The organism is Streptomyces sp. NPDC050610 (assembly GCF_040654875.1).
Taxonomy (GTDB): domain Bacteria; phylum Actinomycetota; class Actinomycetes; order Streptomycetales; family Streptomycetaceae; genus Streptomyces.
The window spans coordinates 271,092-290,339 of record NZ_JBFAIV010000006.1 but is presented as its reverse complement, the minus strand read 5'-3'; the positions used below and the strand labels follow the sequence as shown (position 1 = coordinate 290,339).

26 protein-coding genes and 1 pseudogene are annotated in these 19,248 nt (G+C 69.9%); 11 read left to right on the top strand and 16 right to left on the bottom strand.

All coding sequences use genetic code 11. The annotated features are described in order from the left end of the window. Nucleotides 1-15 precede the first annotated feature (15 nt). Nucleotides 16-1,437: a glutamate decarboxylase gene (locus tag AB0I22_RS10685; protein WP_363130334.1), complete on the top strand. Its 1,422-nt coding sequence runs from the start codon at nt 16-18 to the stop codon at nt 1,435-1,437. 28 nt (nt 1,438-1,465) lie between these two features. On the opposite strand, the gene AB0I22_RS10680 is transcribed toward AB0I22_RS10685, so the two are convergent. From AB0I22_RS10680 to AB0I22_RS10670, 3 genes and pseudogenes are all read right to left on the bottom strand, one after another. Continuing rightward, a complete protein-coding gene (locus tag AB0I22_RS10680; RefSeq protein ID WP_363130333.1) occupies nt 1,466-1,627 on the bottom strand; it encodes a hypothetical protein in 162 nt (53 codons plus the stop codon). Nucleotides 1,628-2,169: 542 nt separating this feature from the next. Next, the gene (locus AB0I22_RS10675) at nt 2,170-2,373 is read right to left on the bottom strand and encodes a DUF397 domain-containing protein (protein WP_363130332.1); all 204 of its coding nucleotides are present in this window, start codon (nt 2,371-2,373) and stop codon (nt 2,170-2,172) included. Beyond that, nucleotides 2,363-2,715: pseudogene (locus AB0I22_RS10670) on the bottom strand (DUF5753 domain-containing protein). Before AB0I22_RS10670 ends, AB0I22_RS10675 begins: the two are co-directional and overlap by 11 nt. 34 nt (nt 2,716-2,749) lie before the next feature. Between AB0I22_RS10670 and AB0I22_RS10665 the strand changes: the two are divergent. After that, a complete protein-coding gene (locus tag AB0I22_RS10665; RefSeq protein ID WP_363130331.1) occupies nt 2,750-2,926 on the top strand; it encodes a hypothetical protein in 177 nt (58 codons plus the stop codon). 188 nt (nt 2,927-3,114) lie between these two features. Here the strand turns inward: AB0I22_RS10665 and AB0I22_RS10660 are convergent, their stop codons facing one another. Continuing rightward, entirely contained in the window at nt 3,115-3,324 is a 210-nt protein-coding gene (locus AB0I22_RS10660) for a DUF397 domain-containing protein (RefSeq protein WP_363130330.1), read from the bottom strand. After that, a complete protein-coding gene (locus AB0I22_RS10655) occupies nt 3,311-4,156 on the bottom strand; it encodes a helix-turn-helix transcriptional regulator (RefSeq protein ID WP_363130390.1) in 846 nt (281 codons plus the stop codon). Before AB0I22_RS10655 ends, AB0I22_RS10660 begins: the two co-directional genes overlap by 14 nt. 243 nt (nt 4,157-4,399) lie before the next feature. Between AB0I22_RS10655 and AB0I22_RS10650 the strand changes: the two genes are divergently transcribed. The 4 genes from AB0I22_RS10650 to AB0I22_RS10635 all read left to right on the top strand — a co-directional run bounded on the left by AB0I22_RS10650 (nt 4,400) and on the right by AB0I22_RS10635 (nt 6,633). Further along, entirely contained in the window at nt 4,400-4,600 is a 201-nt protein-coding gene (locus AB0I22_RS10650) for a hypothetical protein (protein WP_363130329.1), read from the top strand. After that, nucleotides 4,597-4,845: a hypothetical protein gene (locus AB0I22_RS10645; RefSeq protein ID WP_363130328.1), complete on the top strand. Its 249-nt coding sequence runs from the start codon at nt 4,597-4,599 to the stop codon at nt 4,843-4,845. Before AB0I22_RS10650 ends, AB0I22_RS10645 begins: the two co-directional genes overlap by 4 nt. A 289-nt stretch (nt 4,846-5,134) precedes the next feature. After that, nucleotides 5,135-5,434 (top strand): hypothetical protein, encoded by a 300-nt coding sequence (locus tag AB0I22_RS10640; protein WP_363130327.1) that lies wholly within the window; start codon nt 5,135-5,137, stop codon nt 5,432-5,434. A gap of 245 nt (nt 5,435-5,679) precedes the next feature. Continuing rightward, nucleotides 5,680-6,633 carry a protein kinase gene (locus tag AB0I22_RS10635; RefSeq protein WP_363130326.1) on the top strand — a complete coding sequence of 318 codons (954 nt, stop codon included), beginning with the start codon at nt 5,680-5,682 and terminating at the stop codon, nt 6,631-6,633. Nucleotides 6,634-6,763: 130 nt separating this feature from the next. Here AB0I22_RS10635 and AB0I22_RS10630 read toward each other — a convergent pair whose 3' ends face one another. The 6 genes from AB0I22_RS10630 to AB0I22_RS10605 form a co-directional block, all read right to left on the bottom strand. Further along, on the bottom strand, nt 6,764-7,549 hold the full coding sequence (locus AB0I22_RS10630; RefSeq protein ID WP_363130325.1) for an ABC transporter permease: 786 nt from the start codon (nt 7,547-7,549) through the stop codon (nt 6,764-6,766). Further along, nucleotides 7,546-8,499 carry an ATP-binding cassette domain-containing protein gene (locus AB0I22_RS10625; RefSeq protein WP_363130389.1) on the bottom strand — a complete coding sequence of 318 codons (954 nt, stop codon included), beginning with the start codon at nt 8,497-8,499 and terminating at the stop codon, nt 7,546-7,548. Before AB0I22_RS10625 ends, AB0I22_RS10630 begins: the two co-directional genes overlap by 4 nt. A gap of 125 nt (nt 8,500-8,624) precedes the next feature. Continuing rightward, nucleotides 8,625-9,299 (bottom strand): helix-turn-helix transcriptional regulator, encoded by a 675-nt coding sequence (locus AB0I22_RS10620; protein ID WP_363130324.1) that lies wholly within the window; start codon nt 9,297-9,299, stop codon nt 8,625-8,627. 105 nt (nt 9,300-9,404) lie between these two features. Beyond that, nucleotides 9,405-9,971, bottom strand: a complete 567-nt coding sequence (locus tag AB0I22_RS10615) for a DinB family protein (protein WP_363130323.1) — start codon at nt 9,969-9,971, stop codon at nt 9,405-9,407. A 185-nt stretch (nt 9,972-10,156) separates the two neighbouring features. Next, nucleotides 10,157-11,632 carry an aldehyde dehydrogenase family protein gene (locus tag AB0I22_RS10610; protein WP_363130322.1) on the bottom strand — a complete coding sequence of 492 codons (1,476 nt, stop codon included), beginning with the start codon at nt 11,630-11,632 and terminating at the stop codon, nt 10,157-10,159. A gap of 98 nt (nt 11,633-11,730) precedes the next feature. After that, nucleotides 11,731-12,594 carry a helix-turn-helix transcriptional regulator gene (locus AB0I22_RS10605; protein WP_363130321.1) on the bottom strand — a complete coding sequence of 288 codons (864 nt, stop codon included), beginning with the start codon at nt 12,592-12,594 and terminating at the stop codon, nt 11,731-11,733. A 289-nt stretch (nt 12,595-12,883) separates the two neighbouring features. Between AB0I22_RS10605 and AB0I22_RS10600 the strand changes: the two genes are divergently transcribed. Beyond that, nucleotides 12,884-13,402 carry an ATP-binding protein gene (locus tag AB0I22_RS10600; protein ID WP_363130320.1) on the top strand — a complete coding sequence of 173 codons (519 nt, stop codon included), beginning with the start codon at nt 12,884-12,886 and terminating at the stop codon, nt 13,400-13,402. A gap of 217 nt (nt 13,403-13,619) precedes the next feature. Here the strand turns inward: AB0I22_RS10600 and AB0I22_RS10595 are convergent, their stop codons facing one another. From AB0I22_RS10595 to rpmG, 5 genes are all read right to left on the bottom strand, one after another. Beyond that, nucleotides 13,620-13,859 carry a DUF397 domain-containing protein gene (locus AB0I22_RS10595; RefSeq protein ID WP_363130319.1) on the bottom strand — a complete coding sequence of 80 codons (240 nt, stop codon included), beginning with the start codon at nt 13,857-13,859 and terminating at the stop codon, nt 13,620-13,622. A 109-nt stretch (nt 13,860-13,968) separates the two neighbouring features. Next, nucleotides 13,969-14,211: a 30S ribosomal protein S18 gene (rpsR, locus tag AB0I22_RS10590; RefSeq protein WP_363130318.1), complete on the bottom strand. Its 243-nt coding sequence runs from the start codon at nt 14,209-14,211 to the stop codon at nt 13,969-13,971. 48 nt (nt 14,212-14,259) lie between these two features. Continuing rightward, complete coding sequence (locus tag AB0I22_RS10585) at nt 14,260-15,423, bottom strand: GTP-binding protein (RefSeq protein ID WP_363130388.1); 1,164 nt, start codon at nt 15,421-15,423, stop codon at nt 14,260-14,262. Nucleotides 15,424-15,446: 23 nt separating this feature from the next. Next, complete coding sequence (locus AB0I22_RS10580; RefSeq protein WP_363130317.1) at nt 15,447-15,704, bottom strand: type B 50S ribosomal protein L31; 258 nt, start codon at nt 15,702-15,704, stop codon at nt 15,447-15,449. 5 nt (nt 15,705-15,709) lie between these two features. Then, nucleotides 15,710-15,874, bottom strand: a complete 165-nt coding sequence (gene rpmG, locus AB0I22_RS10575; protein WP_363130316.1) for a 50S ribosomal protein L33 — start codon at nt 15,872-15,874, stop codon at nt 15,710-15,712. 54 nt (nt 15,875-15,928) lie between these two features. Here rpmG and rpmB point away from each other — a divergent pair, with 54 nt between their 5' ends. The 4 genes from rpmB (at nt 15,929) to AB0I22_RS10555 (ending at nt 19,170) form a co-directional block, all read left to right on the top strand. Beyond that, the gene (gene rpmB, locus AB0I22_RS10570) at nt 15,929-16,165 is read left to right on the top strand and encodes a 50S ribosomal protein L28 (RefSeq protein WP_363130315.1); all 237 of its coding nucleotides are present in this window, start codon (nt 15,929-15,931) and stop codon (nt 16,163-16,165) included. Continuing rightward, nucleotides 16,165-16,470, top strand: a complete 306-nt coding sequence (gene rpsN / locus AB0I22_RS10565) for a 30S ribosomal protein S14 (RefSeq protein ID WP_363130314.1) — start codon at nt 16,165-16,167, stop codon at nt 16,468-16,470. The genes rpmB and rpsN overlap by 1 nt, the downstream gene beginning before the upstream one ends. A gap of 410 nt (nt 16,471-16,880) precedes the next feature. Further along, complete coding sequence (locus tag AB0I22_RS10560) at nt 16,881-18,563, top strand: bifunctional 3'-5' exonuclease/DNA polymerase (protein ID WP_363130313.1); 1,683 nt, start codon at nt 16,881-16,883, stop codon at nt 18,561-18,563. Nucleotides 18,564-18,717: 154 nt separating this feature from the next. Then, the gene (locus AB0I22_RS10555; RefSeq protein ID WP_363130312.1) at nt 18,718-19,170 is read left to right on the top strand and encodes an SH3 domain-containing protein; all 453 of its coding nucleotides are present in this window, start codon (nt 18,718-18,720) and stop codon (nt 19,168-19,170) included. The last annotated feature ends 78 nt before the right edge of the window (nt 19,171-19,248 follow it).

The following is a 19,248-nucleotide window of genomic DNA, read 5'->3' as shown; positions in this document are numbered from 1 at the left end:
GGGTAGCCGCAGCGAATGGCACTTCACAAGGGTTCGGACGCGTCGAACAGCTCTGCCGAGAAGCGCGGTCACTCGGTCAACCCCTTCTACGGCGAGGCCGATCCGGTGGGCGGCATGGCGGCGACGCCGCCGAGGCACCGGCTGCCGGACGGCCCGGTCGCGCCGTCCACGGCGTACCAGTTCGTCCGCGACGAGCTGATGCTCGACGGCAACTCCCGGCTGAACCTGGCGACTTTCGTCACCACGTGGATGGAGCCGCAGGCGGGCGTGCTGATGGCCGAGTGCCGCGACAAGAACATGATCGACAAAGACGAGTACCCGCGCACCGCCGAGCTGGAGCAGCGGTGCGTGACGATACTCGCCGACCTCTGGCACGCGCCCGATCCGCAGTCGGCCGTGGGCTGTTCGACCACCGGTTCCAGTGAGGCGTGCATGCTGGCCGGCATGGCGTTCAAGCGCCGCTGGGCGCAGCGGAACGCCGACCGTTACCCGTCGACGGCCCGGCCGAACCTCGTGATGGGCGCGAACGTCCAGGTCTGCTGGGAGAAGTTCTGCAACTTCTGGGAGGTCGAGGCGCGCCAGGTGCCAATGGAGGGCGACCGCTACCACCTCGACCCGGCCGCCGCGGCCGAACTGTGCGACGAGAACACCATCGGCGTCGTCACCGTCCTCGGCTCGACCTTCGACGGTTCGTACGAGCCGGTGGCCGACGTCTGCGCCGCGCTGGACGCGTTGCAGGAGCGTACGGGCCTCGATGTGCCCATCCACGTGGACGGCGCGTCCGGGGCGATGATCGCGCCCTTCCTCGACGAGGAGCTGACCTGGGACTTCCGCCTGCCGCGCGTCGCCTCCATCAACGCCTCCGGCCACAAGTACGGGCTGGTCTACCCCGGCGTGGGCTGGGCGCTGTGGCGGGACAAAGAGGCGCTCCCGGAGGAACTGGTCTTCCGCGTCAACTACCTCGGCGGCGACATGCCGACCTTCGCCCTGAACTTCTCCCGCCCCGGCGCGCAGGTGGCGGCCCAGTACTACACCTTCCTGCGGCTGGGCCGCGACGGCTTCCGCGCGGTCCAGCAGGTGGCCCGCGACGTCGCCACGACACTGGCCGAACGGATCGAGGCACTGGGCGACTTCCGCCTCCTGACACGCGGCGACGAACTGCCGGTCTTCGCCTTCACGACGGCCGACGGCGTGGAGAACTACGACGTCTTCGACGTCTCCCGCCGCCTGCGCGAACGCGGCTGGCTGGTCCCCGCCTACACCTTCCCGGCGAACCGCGAGGACCTCTCGGTACTACGCATCGTGTGCCGCAACGGCTTCACCCACGACCTCGCCGACCTCTTCATCCAAGACCTCACCCAACTCCTCCCCGAACTCCGTCGCCAGCCCGGCCCGTTGGACCGGCCGGAGGGGGTGGCTACGGCTTTCCATCACTGAGCGGCGTCGCGGGGGCCTTCGCGCGTGGTCAGCGCATTGCGCCCACGGGCCACAGGGCGCGCACCGGCACCCCGCTCCGCTCGTACCCACGTGCGGGTTCGCCGCCGTCCCACATGGCCCGTACCTCTTTCGCGAGGCCGACGAGCACTTCGCTCCCCGCCATGTGCGCCTGCGGGTCGGAGGTGGTCATGCCCACACGGTGAATTTCGACGGCACGTCGTACGAGCTGGTCGGACAGCGGTCCGACCGCACCGACGAGCGGCTCGCCGGCCACGAGCAGCGCCTCGACAACCTCTAACGCGGCCGGTGGCCGCTGTCTGCGGTCGCAGTCCTGACAGGGGTTGCCGGGGCGGCGATTGCCGTGGTCGCGCTTCTCCAGCGGTAGACGTGGGCCCGGTGCATACTGGCCCCTGCTTTCGCTCACGGGGAGGCCGCGTCAATCTATGCATTCACCCCCTATGTCGGATTCTGCGAAGTTGGACGAAAACCGCTGTCGGCCTGCGTAACGTCGCAGGTCACTGCCTGTGGTCCCCGCGTAGGCGGGGGTGGTCCCGCCACCACCGCGCTGGCCAGCCCACCGACGCCATGGTCCCCGCGCGCGGTGACTTCCTAGCCTCGGCGCCCTGGTCGCCGGCCTGCTGCTCACCCTCTGGCAGACCGCCGCCGCCCACTGACAACCACGCCCCGCACCGACTACATGCCGGTGCGGGGCGTACTTACGTTGGCGCCGAATCAGGCTTCGCTACGGGCCGCGAACGCGACGAACACGGACCACGCGGCGGGGGCGACTGCAAGGACCGGGCCGTTCGGGTCCTTGCAGTCACGGACGGGCACGACGCCGGTAGCGGCGACGGCGGGTGCCCATTCAACGCAGTTGGAGTTCGAATTGCTGTAGCTGGACTTTCGCCACTTTGTGCCAGCCAGGTCAGCCCTCATAGTTTTCCGCCGTTTCGATAATCAGACGCCGTGACGTCTCTTCGGATAGCGCCTTACTCGAAATTTCTCGGAACCCCGTGTCGTATTGATCAACCTCGGTCGGTCTGTCCAGGTAGAGGTCGCCCGTGTAGCCGTCCGCGAAAACGGTCGGTGGTTCGGTCGGCTTACCGTTCCCGCTGTCGGGAACCGCAGGACAGTGAACTGGCCGGACATGACGCCCTCGTGCAGTCCTGCGGCGAAGGGAACGACCTTGACCTTGACAGTGGGCAGCTCGCTGAGGGTTGCCAGGTGTCGCAGTTGCCGCGCCATCACGTGGTTTCCGCCGACTGGACACTTGAGCACGGCCTCATAGAGGACCACTGAAACTTGCGGTGGGTTGATTACCCGCGTCGAACGCGGTGAGGACGACCTGCCCGTGGTGCACGAGTTCCAGTTGCACCACGAGACAGACACGTACGTCCCCAGCCCCGAACACCACATTCACCATGGCGTACTCAAGACGAGCGTCCCCTTCCCCATCGAGATCGATCTGCGCGACATCATCGAATCGTGACGAGCCCAACGTCCGTCACCGCGACAGCCCCCGAAACCTCCGCACCGCCAGCGGCACGCCCGAGTGCATGGTCCCCGCGCACGTGGGGGTGATCCCATCGCGACAATGTCGCGTACCGCGACGGCGCCAACCACCACACCCCGCACCGGCTACGTGCCAGTGCGGGGCCTTCTTGCGTTGGCGACGAATCAGACTTCGCTACGGGCCGCGAACGCGACGAACGCGGACCACGCGGTGGGGGAGACAGCGAGGACGGGGCTGTTCGGGTCCTTGCTGTCACGGATCGGGACGGCTCCAGCGTTAGCCGCCGTAGTAGGTGACCACTCGACGCAGCTTGATTGCCCATTGCTGTAGCTGGACTTCTGCCACGTTGCGTACTTTAGGTCAGCCTTTTTCATAGTGTCCTGCCATTTCGAGAATCAGGCGCTGTGACGCCTCTTCGGACATTGCCTTGGCCCAGATGTCGTGGAACGCGTGGTCGTAACGCTCTACTTCTTTGGGCTTGTCCAAGTAGAGGTCCCCCGTGTAGCCATCCGAATAGACGGTCGGAGGCTCGGTTTCGCTGCCGTTGCCGGTTAGCGGGAAGCGGAGAATCTGGAACTGCCCCGCCATGACCCCTCGGTGCAATCCCGCCGCGAAGGGTACGACCTTGATCGTCACGGTAGGCAGATCCCCCACCTTCGCCAGGTGGCGAAGCTGCCCCGCCATGACGTTGTTCCCGCCGATGGAGCGCCTCACCACAGCCTCGTTGAGCACTACGTTCAGCGTTGGTGGTTGCGTCACTCGGGTCAGGAGTGTCTGCCGCTTGATGCGAAGCTGAACCCGCTGCTCGATCTCGCCAGCATCTTCGTCGGGGTTGTCTTCCGTGATGATTGTGCGTGCGTACTCGTCGGTTTGAAGCAACCCCGGGATCAGCTCCGGTTCGTACCAGTCAAGGCGTGTGGCTGCCTCTTCTAGTCCGATGTAGAGGTCAAAGCCTTCGGGGAGAACATCCCCATACGCGTGCCACCATCCTTTCGCTTTCGTTTCGTGCGCGAGTCCAACCAGGGCCTCTGTCAGTGTCGCTGACGCCCCATACAGATCGCACATTGCCTTGACCTCGACGGCGCGGGAAGACACCTTGCCCTGTTCCACGCGCCACATCGTCGTAGGCGAGCGTTCCAACAGCTTGGCCGCCGCGTTCACCCTGAGTCCTGCGCGTTCGCGCAAGTCACCAAGGATTCTGCCCAGTTGCCGCCTCGGGACCGTTGATCCAGATGGACCGTCCGGCTCGACCACACGTACCCCCTCCAACCACAGTGAAAGGCTTCCACGTCCTGAATGAAAGCACCATCAGGTGCCGTCTGCAATGCACGTCAACTCACTGAAAAACCATCGCGTGAAAGCTTGCACGACGCCTCCACTCGGGAGCATTGTGAGCACTCTTAGCCCGCCATGTGACCTACATGGCACGGGACATGAGGAGTGCCGCACATGAACTCGCGCCCGTTTAATCGGACGTTCGCACTTTCCCTGAGCGACCACACCGACGTGGTCGAAACGGTGCTCCGCGCGGGTGGCGCGTGGGGCATGGCCCCAGCTGGCTTCCCCACCGAGAGCGAATGCCGACGCGACCGCCACGTCCTGGCGCGCGTGCGGACCGAGTTGGGCCGCATGAAGTGGCTGTTCTCGTGAGGAGCCGAGCGCGGGAAGCCCTGTCCCGACTGATGGCCGAGCAAGGCATCAACGGTGCGCTCCTGGTGCCGAACGGCACGAACGGCACGAACATTCGGCTCGGCCCGGACGGCCCCCCGCCCGACCCCTTCACCTTCCCGCCGTGCCAGTGCGCCAAGTGCCGCGCAGGGCACGGCACGCCGGACACCTCCGTACAGCTGCGCGCCGACAACGCCAACGACCTCCCGAACGGGAACGAGCAATGAGGCCGCCCCCACTGGCTCGTCTCCACCGGGCCTGCCGCGACGTCGAGCGGTGGTGGTCGCTGTACGGCCAGTTCTCCCGCCCGGTACGCGCCGTATGGCCCAGTCGGCGACGCGTGCACCACGCCGTAACACTGCGGTGCACCGAACCCCCTTACTACGACGCGGCGTTGATGCGGATCGCACTGCGGATCAAAGACATCGAAACCGCCTCGGGAAAACCGGACGAAAGCCGGCTCCTCCGGCGACTCCTCGGCCCCGAAGCCGAACAGATCACGAGGAGACGCCACCGATGAACCGCACATTCCGGTACATGACCTGGACGATCGAACAGGACCCAAGCACGTACCCGGAGTACAGCGCCACCTGCGTCACAAGAGAAGACAGCAACTGCGGAGAGACCATCCACGCCTGCGGCCCCGACTGGGCCGAGGAATGGATGCGCCGCCACACACAGGACACCGGCCACACCCGCTACCGCCGAACCAGCGCCGACTACGTAACGCTGGCACCCCCAGGCGACACCGGCCTGATCATCCCCGGCGAAGTCGCCCAGCCCCGCGCACTGCCCGCTGGAGACGACGCCACATGAGAGGGCTCGCAACCTTCCTCGTACTCGCCGGCTCCGCAGCCATCGCCCGCCTCTACACCCTCGCCACGCCCAACCACCCCTGAACACCCCTCCCCGCCGGTGACCCCACGAGGACCCGACGGCGAGGCGGAACCACCCGACACCCGGACGAAGGGAACTGCCTATGACACGCCCGTAGCGCCACCACGACCCGCCCTCTGGTGACGCACACGGCGGGTCACCGAACAACCCCGCCCCGAGGACGCATGGAAGTGCACGACCTCGTCGTTCTGGCTACCGGCACCCATGGGGCCGTCCCTCAAAGCCTTGGGGGCGGCCCTGTCGCCGAGAGGATCACTGTGGCGCCTGAACCCTTCGACATCCCCGAGCACGTTGCGGATGCGGTAAAATCCCTGACCACACGGCTCGTCGCCAACCGGCGGGGTTCTACTGTCTGGGATGTGGAAACACCCGCCGGCCGCCTTGCCGTCAAGCTCGGCTACCGCTGCCCCCCACACGACTGGACCGCACTGGCACCCGCGCGTGAATCGGTCATCCTTCGCCAGGTCATTCCGGAGGATGTTCAGTGCGGTGAATGGGCGGAGGGGACATGGAGTGCGCAGCCGTGGCGGGAAGGGGTGGACCTGTTCAGCCGATGGGAGCGCCATCGGGCCCGTAGATCGGTCCCCAGCCTCGCCGAAGCGCGCTCGTGTGCTGCCGCGCTGTCCGCCCTGCACGCGAAAGGCTGGGCGCACGGCGACGTACAGCCGAACCATCTTCTGATGGATACAGCCTGCACGTGGCTCATTGATCTTGGGCTGGCGAGCGGCGGCGGGCACGTCTCGGGCGCCTACGATTTCCCGTACCGCGGGTGCCTTGTCCACTACGAGGCACCGGAGATTTCGTGCGGCGTGCTGGAATCGGGCACGGCGGCCCCGACGCGTGAGTCGGACGTGTACGCGCTCGGCGCTTCTCTTTTCATCAGTGCCACCGGGTGGCGGCACGTGGACTATCCAGACAACGCGCCCCGCGAAGTGCAGCGACGCGCCATCGTGGGCAAGCCGCACCGGCCCGTGGGCATCCCCGGTCCTTTGGGGAGTCTGATCACAGCCATGATGCGCCGAGACCCGGCTGCACGGCCCACGGCTGCCCAAGTCGCGGGCTCCCTGACGGACTCCCTGGCGGACTCCCTGAACGAAGCGGCGTACCCCCGCCCCTAGCAACCCCGGCTCCGCGTTTGACGGGTTCCCCCACTGACGACCGCATCGCCCCCGATCGCGTGCGGGGGCGGCACGGTCCCGTACACACGACGGCGGGGACATCATCGAGCCGTGACGAGCCCGGCGGCTGTCAGTTCGACAGCCCCCGGTACCTCCGCACCGCCAGCGGGCCGAAGATGGCGAGGAGTGCCACCGGCCAGGCTACGGCGAGGAGTTGGGCGTGGGTGGCGGGCCAGGAGTCGCCGCCCCAGCCGGGGTTGCCGAAGAGTTCGCGGACGGCGGTGGCGGTGGCGGACATCGGGTTCCATTCGGCTATGGCGCCGAGCCAGCCCGGCATGGACTCGGCCGAGGTGAAGACGTTGGAGAGGAAGCCGACGGGCCAGATCAGGATCTGGACGGCCTGTACGAGCTCCGGGTTGCCGGCCACCATGCCGAGGTAGATGCCGATCCACAGCATCGCGAACCTCAGGAGAAGCAGCAGCCCCAGGGCGTACAGCCCTTCGCCGAGGCCGTTGTGCCAGCGCCAGCCCATCAGCAGGCCGACGCCGACCATCGCGAGCAGGCTCGCCGCCGACTCCAGCATGTCGTCCGCGCTGCGGCCGACCAGCACCGCCGAGGGGGCCATCGGCATGGCGCGGAAGCGGTCGATGACGCCCCGGTTCAGGTCCTGGGTGAGGGCGACCATGGTGGCTTCGAGGCCGAAGGCCATGGTGAGGGCGAGCATGCCGGGGATGAGGAATTCCCGGTAGTCGCCGCCGCCCGCGACGCGCATGCCGCCGCCGAGGAAGTAGGCGAAGACCAGCAGCATCAGCACCGGGAAGGCGAGCCCGACGAGCAGTTGCACGGGGCGGCGGGCGCGGTGCGCCAGGCCGCGGCGGGTCATGGTCCAGGAGTCGGTGAGCACCCAGTTCGTCATGCGGCCGCGCCCTCCTCGGTACGGGCACCCGCACCCGTGAGGCGCAGGAACACCTCGTCGAGCGTCGGCCGGCGCACCGCGATGTCCTCCACCTCGACCCCGGCCGCCCCCAGCGCCCGCAGCGTCTCGGTCAGGGCGGCGACCCGGTCGGCGACGGGCGCGCTGACCCGGCGGCCGTCGGGGTCGGTCGCCGCGGCGGCCCGTACGGCGGCGGCCACCACGGAGGCGGCGGCGTCGACTTGGTCGGCGCGGCGCACGACGACGTCGATGCGGTCGCCGCCGATCCGGGCCTTGAGCTCGTCGGGGGTGCCCTCGGCGGCGACGCGGCCCGCGTCGAGGAGGGAGATCCGCTCGGCGAGCTGGTCGGCCTCCTCCAGGTACTGGGTGGTCAGCAGTACGGTCGTACCGCCGCCGACCAGCGAACGTACGGCGTTCCAGACCTCCGTGCGGCCGCGCGGATCGAGGCCGGTGGTCGGCTCGTCCAGGAAGAGCACGTCCGGGGCGAGGACCAGGCTGGCCGCGAGGTCGAGGCGGCGGCGCATCCCGCCGCTGTACCGCGCCACGGCCTTGCGCCCGGTGTCGCCCAGGCCGAAGCGGTCCAGCAGTTCGTCCGCGCGGGCGGCGGCACGCCGCGCGCCGAGGTGGTAGAGGCGGCCGAACATCTCCAGGTTCTGCCGGCCGCTCAACTCCTCGTCCACGGCGGCGTGTTGGCCGAGCAGTCCGATCCGGTGGCGTACGGCGTCGGCGTCGCGCCGCACGTCGAACCCGGCCACCTCGGCCCGGCCGCCGTCCGGCCGCAGCAGGGTGGCGAGAATCCGTACGACCGTGGTCTTGCCCGCTCCGTTGGGGCCGAGCAGTCCGTGCACGGTGCCGCGCGGCACGGTCAGGTCGATGCCGTCCAGCGCGGGCTTGTCTCCATAGGTCTTGCGCAGTCCTTCGACGACGATCATGCGATCGATGTCGGTCAATGAACTCTCCTCCGGCAGAGTAATCAAGTTTGACTACCGGCCGGGAAAGGTAGTCCTTTCGTCGGCTCTAGTCAAACTTGATTACATGATTGTTCCGGGCACTCGGACTACTTGGAGGACGTCTCCGAACCGGCGCCGTCCCCCGCGCCAACTGCCTCGTCCGCCTCGTCCGCGTCGTCCACGTCGTCCGCCTCGTCCGCGCCCCGGAAGCCGACCCACTGGTCGCCCTCGCCGGCCATCACGTACGCCCCGGCCTCCAGCCGCTCGATCAGGCCGCGCGTCCACTGCGCCCCGCTGTCGGCGGTGTGCACCCACATCCCCATGATCTCGCCGATGTGGCCCCAGTCCTCGCCGTGGCCCGGGGCCCAGTGCCGGGCCACCTCGGCGCGCCACCCCTCCATCGCCGCGACCCGCTCCTTGAGCAGCGCGATGGCCTCGGCCCGCGGCAGGTCCACGATGAAGCCGATGCCCGCGCTCAACACGTCGACCTTGGCGTCATGCGCGGTCAGCGCCTCGCGCAGCAGCTTGAAGTACTCCGCCTCGCCCGCCGCCGTCACCTCGTACTCGGTGCGCGGCGGGCCGCCGACGGTGCTCGGGGCGATGTCGTGCGCGAGCAGCAGTTCCTGCTTGGCCATCTGTTTCAGCGCGTGGTAGATCGAGCCCGGCTTGGCGTTGGACCACTCGTGGACGCCCCAGCCTTCGAGGTCGTTGCGGACCTGGTAACCGTGCGCCCGCCCGTGCAGACGGACGGCGCCCAGGACCAACAGCCGGATCGCGGACATCGACTCCTCATTCAACCTGTCGCAGGCTGCCCTGCACCCGCGGACCAGGTTAGACGGAGCCGATGGCCGCCTCTGATCAGGACCCGGCGCCACCCGGCCGCGCCCTCACCCCGCCGTGCCCTCGCCGCCGCCCGCGCCCCGCGCCTCCTCGGCCACCAGCTCGAAGGCCGTCTTCCCGTCGATCGACTCGCGGACGATGTCCGCGTGGCCCGCGTGCCGGGCGGTCTCCTCGATCAGGTGGAGCAGCAGCCAGCGCGCCGAGTGCCGGGCGTTCGGCGGGAACCAGGGGGCGGCGGGGAGCGGGAAGGTCGCGTCGAGGCCGGGCAGGGAGCGTACGTACGCCTCGGTCCCGGCGGCGACCTCGTCCCAGAAGGCCAGCATGCTCTCGACGGTCTCCGCGCCCTCCAGCTGGAAGCTCAGGTGCCAGGTGGACTCGTCGCGCTTGATCGAGTTCTCCACCTGCTTGGCGTTCTCCACCCAGGTCAGCTCGGTCTCCGCGACATGCTTGAGCAGCCCGGACAGGGACAGTTCGCCGGCGCTCGGCCGCTGGGCCGCCTGCTCGTCGCTCAGGCCGATGAGCGCCCGGCGGACCCCGCCGCGCTGGGCCTCCAGGAAGGCGAGCAGGGTGCCGAGCTCGTCGGTGACGTCGTTCTCGATCACGTGGGTGGGCATGGGGTCCGCCTTTCATCGGCTCTCTTGCGATGTCCGAACCGTAGGACCCCATGCGGTCAGATTCTGTCCTAGATCATCTAGGTCCGGCCTCCCCACCGAAAGCCGGCGTCGGACTCGCCGACGACCGTCCGACGACCAGCCGACAGCCCGCCGACGACCCGCCGACGACCCGCCGACGACCCGTCTCAGAACGGGAAGCGGCTCCGCCCGTGCTGGATCGAGATCCACTTGGTGGTGGTGAAGGCGTCCACCATGGAGTCGCCGTTCAGCCGGCCGACCCCGGAGTTCTTCTCGCCGCCGAAGGGGACGATCGCCTCGTCGTGGACCGTGCCGTCGTTGACGTGGATCATGCCGGTGTCGATGCGCTTGGCGATCCGTACGCCCCGCTCCACGTCGCCGGTGTGCACGGCGCCGCTGAGCCCGTACTGCGTGGAGTTGGCGATGCGCACGGCCTCGTCCTCGCCGTCGAACGGGATGAGCAGCGCGACCGGCCCGAAGATCTCCTGGCCCAGTACGGGCGAGCCCTCGGGGAGACCGGTCAGCACGGACGGTCCGACGAGCGTGCCGTCGGCCGTGCCGTGCACCAGCGCGGTCGCGCCGTCGGCGACGGTCTGGTCCACGAGCGCGGAGACCGCCTCGGCCTGGCCCGCGTTGATCAGCGGGCCGATGTGGGTCGCAGGGTCGCGGGGGTCGCCGACCTTGAGCGACTTCACCTTCGCGACGAACTTCTCGGTGAACTCGCGCTCCACCCGGCGGTCCACGAGCACCCGGTTGGCGGCCATGCAGACCTGCCCCTGGTGGATGAAGCGGCTGAAGACGGCGGCGTCCACGGCGTAGTCGACGTCGGCGTCGTCGAGGACGATCAGGGCGCTGTTGCCGCCGAGTTCGAGGATGGTGCGCTTGAAGTTCGCGGCCGCGACGGTGGCCACATGGCGGCCGACCTTGTCGGAGCCGGTGAAGGAGATGACCTTCGGCACCGGGTGCTCGATGAGCGCGTCGCCGATCTCGGCGATGTCCGTGATGACGACGTTGAGCACGCCGCCGGGCAGCCCGGCCTCCTCGAAGACCTTGGCGACCAGGCCGCCGCCGCACACCGGGGTGTTCTGGTGCGGCTTGAGGACGACGGCGTTGCCGAGGGCGAGCGCCGGGGCCACCGACTTGACGGAGAGCAGGAAGGGGAAGTTGAACGGGCTGATGACGCCGACGACGCCGACCGGCAGCCGGTAGAGGCGGTTCTCCTTGCCGTCGTCCGGGGACGGCAGGATGCGACCCTCCGCCTGGAGCGCCAGGTGGATGGCCTCCCGCAGGAACTCCCGTACCAGGTGCAGCTCGAAGGCCGCCTTGACGGCGGTGCCGCCGCACTCCGCGGTGATCGCCGCGGCCAGCTCGTCCTCGCGGTCGTCGATGACGCGCAGCGCGCGCTCGAAGACGAGCCGCCTGCGGTAGGGGTTGGTGGCGCCCCAGGCCGGCTGCGCGCGCTCGGCGGCGCGGTAGGCCAGATCGATCTCCTCGACCGTCGCGACGGTTATGGACGCGAGCTTCTCCCCGTCGTACGGATTGAAGTCGACGATGTCCCAGGAACCGCTGCCGGCCCGCCATTCACCGCCGATGTACTGGTAGGCCAACTCGTCGAAGGAGGAGGAGTAGGAGTAGTCGGACATGCCATCCCTATCTGAGGTACCGGAAGTACGGAAGTACGGGAAGTTCGCGCCGCCCGCTCTGGAGCAGGGTCCTGATGGGCAGTCATCCTACTTATGGCTCAGCCCAGTTGGACCAGTCGCCGCAACAACTCGCGGGTCCCTTCCGGCGAAAGGCTGTCCGCGCGCAGCCGGTCCATTACCCGCTCGTACTGCGCGACTTCTTCGCGCTTGTCGACATAGAGCGCGCTGGTGAGCTGCTCCAGATAGACGATGTCCGAGAGGTCCGACTCCGGGAAGCGCAGCATGGTGAACGCGCCGCTCTCCCCCGCGTGCCCGCCGTGCGCGAAAGGCATCACCTGGAGCGTCACATTGGGATGCTCGGAGATGTCGATGAGGTGCTGCAACTGGCCGCGCATGACGTCGGCGTCGCCGTACGGGCGGTGCAGCGCGGCCTCGTCCAGAACGGCGTGGAACTGCGGCGCCCGCTCGGAGACGAGGAGCTTCTGCCGCTCCAGCCGGAGCGAGACGCGGCGCTCGACCTCGGCGGCGACGGCGCCCGGCTGGCCGCGTACGACGACGGCCTGGGCGTACCCCTCGGTCTGGAGCAGTCCGTGGACGAACTGCACCTCGTAGATGGCGATATGGGAGGCGGCGCCCTCCAGGCCGACGTACGTCTGGAACCAGCCGGGCAGGACATCGCCGTAGCTGTGCCACCACCCCGCGACGTTGGCCTCGCGGGCGAGGCCGAGCAGCGCCTCGCGCTCCGCGTCGTCGGCCACTCCATACAGCGTCAGCAGGTCCTCGACATCACGCGCCTTGAAGCTCACCCTGCCCAACTCCATGCGGCTGATCTTCGATTCGGACGCGCGGATCGAATATCCGGCGGCCTCGCGGGTGATGCCCCGCGACTCCCGCAGCTTCCTGAGCTGTGACCCCAGGAGGATGCGGCGTACCACTGAGCCGCTCGACTCACTCGTGGTCATTTCTGTGACCTTCCTGTCCGTTCCACACCCTTCTGAGGGCTACCCCCGCTCCCCCGGCGCCGAAGTCTGCCATCTTCGGGCTCCGTTGAGTGCGCGCCCGGTTACTCAGACAAGAGACAAGCCACCTGCTTACGCAAGAGGGCGTAGGAAGAATTGCCTATAAAGGCAGCCAAATTCTGCCAAACCGAGCGCGTGCACGTGCATTTGCCCTTGCATCTGCCGTACGCATTCGGAACGATGGGCCATGCACACGTGCACGTCACGTCCACGATCGCCAGGAGTGCCTCGCATGGGTACCGAAGGATCGACTCTGCTCGCGCCGTTATGGCGGGGCCTCCCACCGATCGAGCCGTCCGGCGTCTCCAACTCGGCCTCCTGCGCCCTGCCGGCCCGCTTCGAGGCAGTACGGGCGGCCCGCAGATTCACCAGATCGACGCTCCAGCAGTGGGACCTCTTCGACCTCTTCGACGATCTGGCGCTGACCGTCTCCGAGCTGGTCACCAACGCACTGCGCTACGGCGTCCCCGCCGAGCGCCCCGCGCCCGCCGCCGCGAACGTCGTGCGCCTCACCCGGGACTACGAACCGCCCGTCCGCCTGCATCTGATGCGCTGGACCTCCAGGCTGGTGTGCGCCGTACGGGACCCGAGCGAGGAGAGCCCGGTCGCGGGCGAGGCCGGGACCGCCGAGGAGTGCGGTCGCGGCCTGTTCCTCGTCAACTCCCTCAGCGACAGCTGGGGGTGGCATCCGCTCGCGGGACATCTGCGTGGCAAGGTCGTCTGGGCGCTGTTCCGGCTCCCGCGCGACTGACGCCGCCGACCGCACGACTGAAGCCACCTGGCGAGCGGGGGGGGCCGGCTCCGGGGGCCGGTGCCGGTGCGGGGGCCGGTGCCGTACCCCGGAGCCCGGGCCGCGGGCCGGGGCCGGGGCCGGATGCCCCCAGGGGACTCGGCGGGCACAACGGACCCAGCGGGCTCGTCCAGCCCGGCGGACCCTGATCCCGTGTCAGGAGTCCTGTATCGGGCGGTCAGTCCCGTATCAGGTAGTCGAATTCCCCGTCCTTGATGCCGAGCAGCATGGCCTCGATCTCGGCCGGGGTGTAGACGAGAGCCGGACCGTCGGGGTGCCGCGAGTTGCGCACGGCGACCCCGCCGCCCGGCAGCTTGGCGAACTCCACGCAGGAACCCTGGGAGTTGGAGTGACGGCTCTTGTGCCACGCGACCTCTCGAAGGTCCGATGCAGCCATGCCGTTGTACGCGTGGGGCACAGGACTCTCCCGGAAATTGCAGCTGTCAACTATCAACTGCTCCGGATCATAGCTGCGTTCATGTGCCATTGCATGAGCGGATGCACGTGCACGGAGGGTGTTCCGGCCACTACTTCGCGGTAGAGGAATACGGCAACAATGCCATCTCCCGAGCATTCTTGATCGCCCGGGCCAGCTGCCGCTGCTGCTGGGCGGTGACGCGCGTCACTCGACGGCTACGGATCTTCCCCCGGTCGGAAATGAACCGGCGCAGCAAATCGGTGTCCTTGTAGTCGATATACGAGATGCCGGCCGCCTCCAGAGGGTTAGGCCGGGGCTTGGTCGGCTTGGCCGCGGTGCCGCGTCGGGGCATGAACAAAAACCTTTCTCGCAGAGTGGGTCACACGGAAAACACGGAAAGTCACATAACCGGATCGAGGAGTTCGTCGAATGCGGGCGACAGCCGCCGCCAGGCCGCGGGCCCGGCCGCGTACTCGGCGTCCGTCAGCAGACACGAGTCCAGGAGCGCCCGCAGCCCGTCCCCGTCCAGCCCCGGCGAGGTGAACGCGAGGTGCTGGGCGCGGTCGCCGTGCTCGGGGTGCCAGTCCATGGCGGCGGCGACCCGGCGGGCCGGATCGACCAGCTCCCAGGCCGCGTCCGGCAGCGCCGCGAGCCAGGGCCCGGCGTTCTCCACGCACAGCGCGCCGCCCGCCGCGTCCCACGACAGCAGCGTGTCGGGCCGGTCCGCGAGCCAGAACCGGCCGCGGCTGCGCGCCGCCGCGCAGGTCAGATCCTCCAGCGCCGCGTACAGCCGGCCCGGGTGGAACGGCCGCCGCCGCTGCCATACGAGCGTGGCGACGCCGCCCGCGTCGGCGGCCTGCGGCAGCAGGGCGCAGGCGGGATGCTGCCGCGCGGCGGCGGCTTCCACGTCGAACCCGGCCAGCGCGGCGGCGGCCAGCCCGCCGGAGCCGACGCCGACCTGCCGGGCGGCGGGGGCGAGCTGATCGAGCAGGGCGAAGGCGGCGAGGTCGTCGGGGTCGGCGGGGTCGATGGCGCCCTCCGCCGACGCATCGACGAGGGCCAGCACCGACGGGTACTCCAGCTGCCGGGCGAAGGTGTCGCCGACCGTGCGCTGATCGCCAGGAGCCGCCGCGAGCCCGGCCTCGGCGAGGTCGTCGCCGCACGCCAGGCAGGGCACGACCAGGGCGGGGTCCACGGCCGTGAACACGGCCGTGAGCAGCAGCTCGGGACCGCCGTGCACGGCCACGACCTCGGCCATGGCCTTCGGTTCGACGGAGTCCCACAGCTCGACGACGGCGAGCCGGCAGTCCCCGTCCTCCGCCAGCCGCTCCAGCTCGGGCACCAGGTCCTCGCGGAGCGCGCAGCAGGCGCAGTCGTTCACGAGCGGCGCCTCGCCCCTGTCGCGCACGCCGGAGCGGTCGCGCACGGTCCGGCGAACCGTTCCCTCGGTGGCCGTCGACAGGTCGTGGTGGAGCGCGACGCTCCCCGGCACGTCGCGCAGCAGCCGGTCGACCGCCGCGCGGCGCGCCTCGGAGTGCAGCCCGCCGACGATCGCGACGGGCATCCGGTCGGAGTCGGGGCCTGCCGTCACCGGCCGGCCCCGCGTCCGCCGTAGCGGCGCTCGAACCGCTCGACGCGTCCGGCGGTGTCCATGACGCGCGCCGTGCCCGTATAGAAGGGGTGGCTCGCCGAGGAGATCTCGACGTCGATGACGGGGTAGGTGTTGCCGTCCTCCCACTCGACGGTCTTCTCGCCGGTGGCGGTGGACCGGGTGAGGAAGGCGTAGCCGGCGGCGCGGTCGCGGAAGACGACGGGCCGGTAGGCGGGGTGGATTCCGGGCTTCATGGCGCTCAGCGCTCCTCTCGGAAGGTGACGTGGCGACCGGCGACCGGGTCGTACTTGCGCAGTTCCATGCGGTCGGGGTCGTTCCGGCGGTTCTTGCGGGTGACGTACGTGTAGCCCGTGCCCGCGGTGGACCGGAGCTTGATGACGGGACGTGTCTCGTTGCGAGCCATAACCGCTACTATACGAAAACGATTCCCGTTTTCAAAAGAAGGAGGCGCGGCGCCTTGTCCGCCCACTGCCAGCTGACCGGCCGCAAGCCAGGCTTCGGCAACGCCATCTCCCACTCCCACCGGCGCACCCCGCGCCGCTTTGACGTGAACATCCAGCGCAAGCGCTACTGGCTGCCGAGCGAGGGCCGCCACATCCGCCTCACCCTGAGCACCAAGGGGCTCAAGACCGTCGACGCGATCGGCATCGAGGCCGCCGTGGCCCGTATCCGGGCCCGAGGGGGGAAGGTCTGATGGCGAAGAAGAGCAAGATCGCGAAGAACGAGCTGCGACGCGCCACGGTCGCCCGCTACGCCGCCCGCCGGACCCTGCTCAAGGCGATCGCCCGCGACCCGCGCTCCTCCGAGGAGGAGCGGCTCGCCGCCCGGCGCGAACTCAGCCGCCAGCCGCGGGACGCCAGCGCCACGCGCGTACGCAACCGCGACAGCATCGACGGCCGGCCGCGCGGCTACCTGCGCACCTTCGGGCTCTCACGGGTGAACCTGCGGAAGCAGGCGCACGCCGGGTTCCTGCCGGGGGTGCGCAAGTCCAGCTGGTGACGCGGGCTTGATGGCACCGGCTTGCTGACACCGGCTCGGTGACAGCGGCTTGATGACAGCGGCTCGGTGCCACCGGTTTGGTGACAGCGGTTTGGTGACACCAGTCCGGGCCGTGGGCTGAACGCCGTCCACGGCCCGGGGCCTGCCTGCGTGGCGCTCCCGTGGGGCGGGTCTGGGAGCCGCCTGCGGGCCTTCCCCGTAGAGCAGGTCCAGGAACCGCCTGCGGGCCTTCTGTGCGGTGCCGCCACCGCCCTCGCGGGCCCTTCCTGTGAGCCCTTCCTGTGAGCCGTCGCGCCCGCGTCGGCGGGCGCGTGCCCGCGCCTTGGGGTCACACCCGCGCATACCGCCGCGCCCGCCCCCGCGGCGCGCACACCCGCCCCATTGTCAGACCCCCCTGCCAGACTCCCTCCATGAGGTGGGCGGCGGCAGAGGCGAGCGACGGGGGTGTCCGTCTCTGCCCGCTGACGCCCGCCGGACGGCCCGCTTCCGCTGCCCGTACGGCCGGGAGCCTCGCCGAGGCCGTACGGTCGCAGCCGGACGCCGACCGCTGGGTCTGGCGGTCCACCGCCGAGGCGTACCCGCGCCTGCTGGAAGCCGGGGTCCGCGTCGAGCGGTGCTACGACGTGGAGGCCGCCGAATCGCTCCTCATCGGCCATGAGGAGGGGCAGACGGGCCAGCCGCGCTCCCTCGCGGCGGCCTGGGCGCGGCTGCACGGGCTGCCGGTGCCCGACGACTCGCCCATACGGGCCGCGGACACCCAGCCGTCCCTCTTCGCGCCGGGCCCGGTGCCGCTGCCGACCGGCGCCGATCCCCTCGACGCGCTCCTGGAGGTGTACGCGGGGCAGCTGGCCCGGATGGACGCCGCCGAACACCCCGGCCGGCTGCGGCTGCTGACGGCCGCCGAGTCCGCCGGCACGCTCGTGGCGGCGGAGCTGAACCGCGCCGGGGTGCCCTGGCGGGCGGACGTGCACCGGGAGCTGCTGGCCGAGCTGCTCGGCGAGCGCTATCCGGGCGGGCTGGAGCCGCGGCGGCTGGCGGAGCTGGCGGAGCAGGTCTCGAAGGCGTTCGGCGGGGCGCGGGTGCGGCCGGATCTGCCAGCCGACATCGTGAAGGCGTTCGCCAGGGACGGCATCACGCTGACCTCGACGCGGGCGTGGGAGCTGAAGGAGATCGACCACCCGGCGGTCGAGCCGCTGCTCCAGTACAAGAAGCTCTACCGGCTGCACACGGCGCACGGCTGGGCCTGGCTCCAGTCGTGGGTGCGCGACGGCCGGTTCCACCCCGAGTACGTGCCGGGCGGCACCGTCTCCGGCCGCTGGACCACCAACGGCGGGGGCGCGCTCCAGATCCCGAAGGTCGTCCGGCGGGCGGTGGTCGCCGATCCGGGCTGGCGCCTGGTGGTGGCCGACGCGGACCAGATGGAGCCGCGCGTGCTCGCCGCCGTCTCCCGCGATCCGGGGCTGATGGCGGCGGCCGACAGCGACCGCGATCTGTACGCGGCCCTCGCGGAGCGCGCCTTCGGCGGCGACCGGGACCGCGCCAAGATCGGGATGCTCGGCGCGATCTACGGCCAGACCTCGGGCGACGCGCTCAAGCACATGGCCGATCTGCGCCGCCGCTACCCGGCCGCCGTCGCGTACGTGGACGACGCGGCCCGCGCCGGCGAGGAGGGGAGGCTCGTACGGACCTGGCTCGGCCGCACGAGCCCGCCCGCGTCCCTGGCGGTGGCCGACGAGGCGGGGCTTCCGCAGGAGGAGACACCTGCCTCGGACGGACGCACGTACGGCTCGACGCCCGCCTCCCGCGCCCGCGGCCGGTTCACCCGGAACTTCGTCGTGCAGGGCAGCGCGGCGGACTGGGCGGTGCTGATGCTGGCCGCGCTGCGGCAGGACCTGGCGCCGCTCAGCGCGGAGCTCGTCTTCTTCCAGCACGACGAGGTGATCGTGCACTGCCCGGCGGAGGAGGCCGACGCCGTGGTCGAGGCGGTCCGCGCGGCGGGCGACCGGGCCGGGCGCGCCGCCTTCGGCGAGACGCCGGTGCGGTTCGCGTTCACCACGGCGGTCGTCGAGTGCTACGCGGACGCCAAGGCGTAACGATTCGCCTTCAGGAGGGACCACCGGCGGGCCTGACAACCCGCCAACCGGGCGTCACGCGAACGGCTCTCTTACCGAAGTTTCGCCGGAATTACGGGGCTTGACGCGCGTAACGTCATATTTCGTCATTCGCGACAAGGATCAGGAGACCCTCATGTCCATGACTCCCACCCTCGCCACTCTCGTCGCCCACGGCAAGAAGGCCGCGGCCGGCGCCGGCGCGCTCGCCACGGCCGCCGCCCTCGGCGCCACGCTGCTCGCCGCCGCCCCGGCCCAGGCCTCGCCGACCCCGGCGGCCCCGGCCATGGCCGCGCCCGCCAAGCCGTACGGCACGGTCGTCACCCACGGAGACGTACTGCTTGAGCGTCAGTACCCCAGCAAGGACTCCTCGAAGCGCGGCAGCCTCAATAACGGGGCCCAGATCGGCCTCCGGTGCAAGGTCCGCGCGCAGAACATCGAAGGGAACACCATCTGGTACCTGCTGCGGGACCGTGCCACCTGGGTGTCGGCGAAGTACGTGAACAACACCGGCGACGTGAAGTACTGCAACGAGGTGCTGCGGAGCAAGGCCGTCCACGTTCCGGCGGGGAAGCACCTGGTGGGCTGAGTCCGACGGGCTGAGGGGCATCGGGCGGCGGGTCGGCGGACCCGCCGCCCGGCGGCCGGGCCCGCTGAGCGATACGGC